Annotated in this window: 6 protein-coding genes; 3 read left to right on the top strand and 3 right to left on the bottom strand. The window is 35.6% G+C overall.

Going from position 1 to position 3,585, the window contains the following annotated elements; genetic code table 11:
• On the top strand, positions 1-905 hold a 905-nt coding region (locus tag A9G25_RS07535; protein WP_141675050.1), incomplete at its 5' end, for an IS3 family transposase.
• Here A9G25_RS07535 and A9G25_RS07530 read toward each other — a convergent pair.
• The 3 genes from A9G25_RS07530 to A9G25_RS07520 all read right to left on the bottom strand — a co-directional run bounded on the left by A9G25_RS07530 (position 851) and on the right by A9G25_RS07520 (position 2,826).
• The gene (locus A9G25_RS07530; protein WP_304363198.1) at positions 851-1,660 is read right to left on the bottom strand and encodes a hemagglutinin repeat-containing protein; all 810 of its coding nucleotides are present in this window, start codon (positions 1,658-1,660) and stop codon (positions 851-853) included. The genes A9G25_RS07535 and A9G25_RS07530 overlap by 55 nt on opposite strands.
• A gap of 206 nt (positions 1,661-1,866) precedes the next feature.
• Positions 1,867-2,190: a hypothetical protein gene (locus A9G25_RS07525; RefSeq protein ID WP_065626407.1), complete on the bottom strand. Its 324-nt coding sequence runs from the start codon at positions 2,188-2,190 to the stop codon at positions 1,867-1,869.
• 3 nt (positions 2,191-2,193) lie between these two features.
• Positions 2,194-2,826: a polymorphic toxin type 50 domain-containing protein gene (locus tag A9G25_RS07520; RefSeq protein ID WP_141675049.1), complete on the bottom strand. Its 633-nt coding sequence runs from the start codon at positions 2,824-2,826 to the stop codon at positions 2,194-2,196.
• On the opposite strand from A9G25_RS07520, the gene A9G25_RS07515 reads away from it, so the two are divergent.
• Positions 2,825-3,106, top strand: a complete 282-nt coding sequence (locus tag A9G25_RS07515; RefSeq protein WP_065625218.1) for an IS3 family transposase — start codon at positions 2,825-2,827, stop codon at positions 3,104-3,106. The two genes, A9G25_RS07520 and A9G25_RS07515, sit on opposite strands and share 2 nt — an antisense overlap.
• On the top strand, positions 3,103-3,585 hold a 483-nt coding region (locus A9G25_RS07510; RefSeq protein WP_141674942.1), incomplete at its 3' end, for a DDE-type integrase/transposase/recombinase. The genes A9G25_RS07515 and A9G25_RS07510, both read left to right, overlap by 4 nt.

The following is a 3,585-nucleotide window of genomic DNA, read 5'->3' as shown; positions in this document are numbered from 1 at the left end:
CAACTCCGTATGGAAAACGATATTCTAAAGCAAGCAGCACTGATAATAGGGCGAAAATCGCTATCCTAAAAGCAAATCGACATCGTTATAGCATAACAAAGCTATGTCAATATTTAGGATTATCAAGACATTATGCTTATTATCAGTGTAAATTGAATAGACAAAAATCAGTAGGGCTTTATGCCGATAAAATCGTAACGCTATTTAATCAGAGCTATCAGTCTTATGGTACAAGACGAATTCGTTTTGATTTACAGAAAGAGAATATTTGGGTGTCACGCCGTTACATTGCTCGGGTGATGAAAGCCTTATTGCTGGTATCAAAATACACCGTTAAACGTTATCAATCTCACAATACGGAAGTGAATGAAACCGCCACAGAAAATCACCTGCAACGACAATTTGATGTAGGTGATAAAAAACAAATTGTTGTTGCGGATTTAACGTATATTCAAGTTAAGCAACGTTGGAACTATTTATGTGTTTTAGTGAACTTATCCGATAGGCAAATTGTCGGTTACCATGTTGGTCAACATAAAACAGCAGAGCTTGTTATGTCGGCATTAAGCCAAATTAAACAACCATTATCAAAATTAGATTTATTTCATTCAGACCGCGGTAAAGCGTTTGATAATCGGTTATTAGCGGATTGTTTTAAGACATTTAATATCACGCATTCATTAAGCAAGAAAGGGTGTCCATATGACAATGCGGTAGCGGAAGCGACATTTAAAACAATTAAAACGGAATTTGTAAAAGGCCAACGTTTCAACTCAACGGCTGAGTTACAACGCGCTTTTTCGGCTTATGCCTATTGGTATAATCATAAACGATTACATTCTTCGTTAGGCTACTTGCCTCCCGTTGAATTTAAAAAACACTTACCCCTTAATTTTTTTGTTTGAAAATGTGTTGCCATTCCACCGTATTGCTTATCTTGGGTTTGTGATTGCTGTAACTTATCATCTTCACTGGTATCCATAATCACATTTTTACCGGTTAAGTTCACCGATTTATCGGCGGTAATATCGGTACCAGACAGACGAATATCCTCACCGGCCCACAAATTGACATTACCCTTAGCACTGGTAATTTCACTGCGAATATTACTTTGGGTGGACTTGTTTTCCAAATTTTTATAGCGGGATTCTTGCCAGCCCACGGTACCACTGTAGCCGTCACCACCGAGTTCACCGACTTGTTTATGATAGCCTTTTTCTTCAATACGAGACGCATCTTTACTTGTATTGACGGTAATATTGCCTTTATTGGCTTTAATGTTGATGTCTTTTTCCGCAGCAATTTGGCTACTGGTGATATTAACATGACCTTCTTTACTGTTAATGTAAATATTATTCGCCGTTAATGAAGATGGATTTTGCGCTGTGGCATCGGCATGATGTTGTTCACCGTTACGTTGGTCACCATACGGTAACATGCCCACTCCATGATTTGGACTGCCATTAATAAAGCGAATACTTGAGCCAGCAGTAGGTACCCCTAAGGTGATATTGGTCTGTTTACTGCTGGATTTATTGTGCTCGTTTTGCTTATCGGTTGAGGTGGTAATATTGACATCACGATTGGCTTCAATAATGATATTTTCACCGGCGGCTAACTGCGCACCACTTATCATTACATCGCCATGCGTTATTTTGATGTTAATGTTTTATTTAAATTATAGGATTTGGTGACAATGTTAACTGTCACCAAATAGATAAAAGTTTTATAAGGTGTGTGTCAGAGTAAGCTATTACAGTCAATTATTAAACTTTCGATGAAGATCTAGAAAATAAAAAATATCCCATCTTTTAGATGGGGATCTTCTTAGTCTGTTTAAAATAATAATGACTCAGTTAATTATTGCTAATATTCTTTACGCAAATAAAACCAACCTAAATTGCCTTTTTGATCATAAATATCTATTGATTTATGTACAACCAATAAATCAAGATAGATATCTTTAAAATCATTGAAAAAATCAGCTACAACTTCAGTATTAGCTATCTGCATTTCTTCTTCCTCTTCTTCTGATAAGTTATTATCAAAAAACATTTTTATTGTTAATAAATTATCTTTATTTAATTCTGCTGTAATGCCTCTCATTTTTTTTGTTGCTCTGCCAAGTAAACTATACATGACACTTTGATTAATTTGATTTCTTATATTTATTGATACTTCATTATTCATAATTCATGGCCTCGCTGGTACGATATGTACTCCTTTTTTTGAATAGTGGATTGTGAAATTCTTTGTCGGTACAAATATATTAATATTGTGATCATAGTATTTACCTATAAATTGATTTGCAGATATATTTTCTTTTGAGCCTGGTTGACCTAAAGGTATTTTTCCTTTCACACTTCCAGTCCCAGCATAATTATTAACCAATTGCTGAACATCAATATTTGAATCAATAGTACTCCTTGGTATAGAAGCGCTTGCATTTGCCGTTTTATGCTCATTAGTACCAACAATATGTTTGTTTTGTTGATTCATATTAACAGTTAAGTTTGGGTTTGCACCTGGGGCAAAATTAGCACCTGGTTTTACAGTAGGGTTACTAACATTTTTCCCTTTTCCAGCATTTAATTCTTTTTCATTTTTGGCATGCTCGCCAAACTTACTTGATTTATTGCCTTTTTGAGATGTTGCTACATTATTCTCAACTTTTTCTTTTATAAATTGTTGGAATTGTTTATTTGTACTTTTGGCACCAAATCGACTTAAAGCAGTATTTAATTCTAATAAAGATGATCCTCGCCAAAAAAGTGGACAAAAGTTGCCTCTATGGTATAAACAAAAATCATAGGAGACAAATATCATGGTCAAAAAATTTAATATCGAATTCAAACAACAATCAGTGGATTATGCGTTATCTAATGCACACCTTTCTATCAGCGAACTTGCCAATCATCTAGGTGTGGGTAAATCAACCCTAGATAAATGGATTAGGCAACTTTCCCCGAATAAAACCAGCCGTCGAGAGTTAACCGCTGAGCAACAGCGGATTATGGCGTTAGAAAAAGAGATTAAAGAACTGAAAATGGCTAATGATATACTAAAAAAGGCGCATGTGTACTTCATCAACAATCCAAGTCGATGAAGTACGCTTATATGAAAAATCATTTAACCTGCTATCCCGTTACTAGGATATGCTCATTACTTGGTGTCAGTTCATCGGGTTATTATGCTTGGTTAAAAAGAGCAAACAAATCAGTTAAACTCAGCGAGTATATCCAAAAGCAGTATTGGCAACATAAAGCCCGTTTGGGTGCGCCAAGCCTGCTTCATGATGCAAGAGAAGCAGGCTATCAAGTTTCAGAAAGGACAATTAGCCGTGTTTTGCAACAATTGGGATTACGGAGTAAAGCAGCACGTAAATTCAAGCATAAAACAGACAAGGCTCATCACAATATTGCGCCCAACACGTTAGATAGGCAATTTAATCCTGATAAGCCTAATAAAACATGGGTAACCGATATTACTTATATTAAAACGGGTGAAGGTTGGTTATATTTGTCGGTGATTATCGATTTATATGGACGAAAAGTGATTGCTAGGCAAACCAGTCGCTACATAGAC

Source organism: Gilliamella sp. Bif1-4, assembly GCF_001690535.1.
GTDB classification, from domain to species: domain Bacteria; phylum Pseudomonadota; class Gammaproteobacteria; order Enterobacterales; family Orbaceae; genus Gilliamella; species Gilliamella bombi.
The sequence above is the reverse complement of the archived record's forward strand: the minus strand, read 5'-3'. Positions and strand labels throughout refer to the sequence as shown.

What these genes read in the sequence shown, in the direction of transcription:
- A9G25_RS07525 (WP_065626407.1), bottom strand. Translation starts at nt 2,190, where the DNA reads ATGAATAATGAAGTATCAATAAATATAAGAAATCAAATTAATCAAAGT.
- A9G25_RS07515 (WP_065625218.1), top strand. Translation starts at nt 2,825, where the DNA reads ATGGTCAAAAAATTTAATATCGAATTCAAACAACAATCAGTGGATTAT.
- A9G25_RS07520 (WP_141675049.1), bottom strand. Translation starts at nt 2,826, where the DNA reads ATGATATTTGTCTCCTATGATTTTTGTTTATACCATAGAGGCAACTTT.